Source organism: Tritonibacter sp. SIMBA_163, assembly GCF_046535935.1.
GTDB classification, from domain to species: Bacteria; Pseudomonadota; Alphaproteobacteria; order Rhodobacterales; family Rhodobacteraceae; genus Epibacterium; species Epibacterium scottomollicae.
Window position 1 is genome coordinate 1 of the sequence record NZ_JAWJBP010001520.1, and the last position, 230, is coordinate 230.

The 230-nt window shown below is 41.3% G+C and carries 1 protein-coding gene; it reads left to right on the plus strand.

The features are described from left to right. Window positions 1-230 (plus strand): hypothetical protein (locus tag R0J92_RS27360; protein WP_411053993.1); only part of this gene is annotated, 230 nt, incomplete at both ends.

Consider the following 230-nt stretch of genomic DNA (forward strand, 5'->3'; position numbering starts at 1 on the left):
TTGGTGATTTTGTAAGAACAAGTGTTGACCCACAAGCAACTCCCCGTGCTTCATTTGTTGAATATAGTATGCCTTCATATGACAACGGACGAAACCCTGAAACTGTTTTTGGCGACTCTATGCAGAGTATGCGTCTCAAAATTTCAGGAGATGTGTTGCTAATTAATAAGCTTAATGTTCGTCAGAAACGAATTTGGTTTGTGGAGGATGCCCCTAGCAATGCTGTTGCA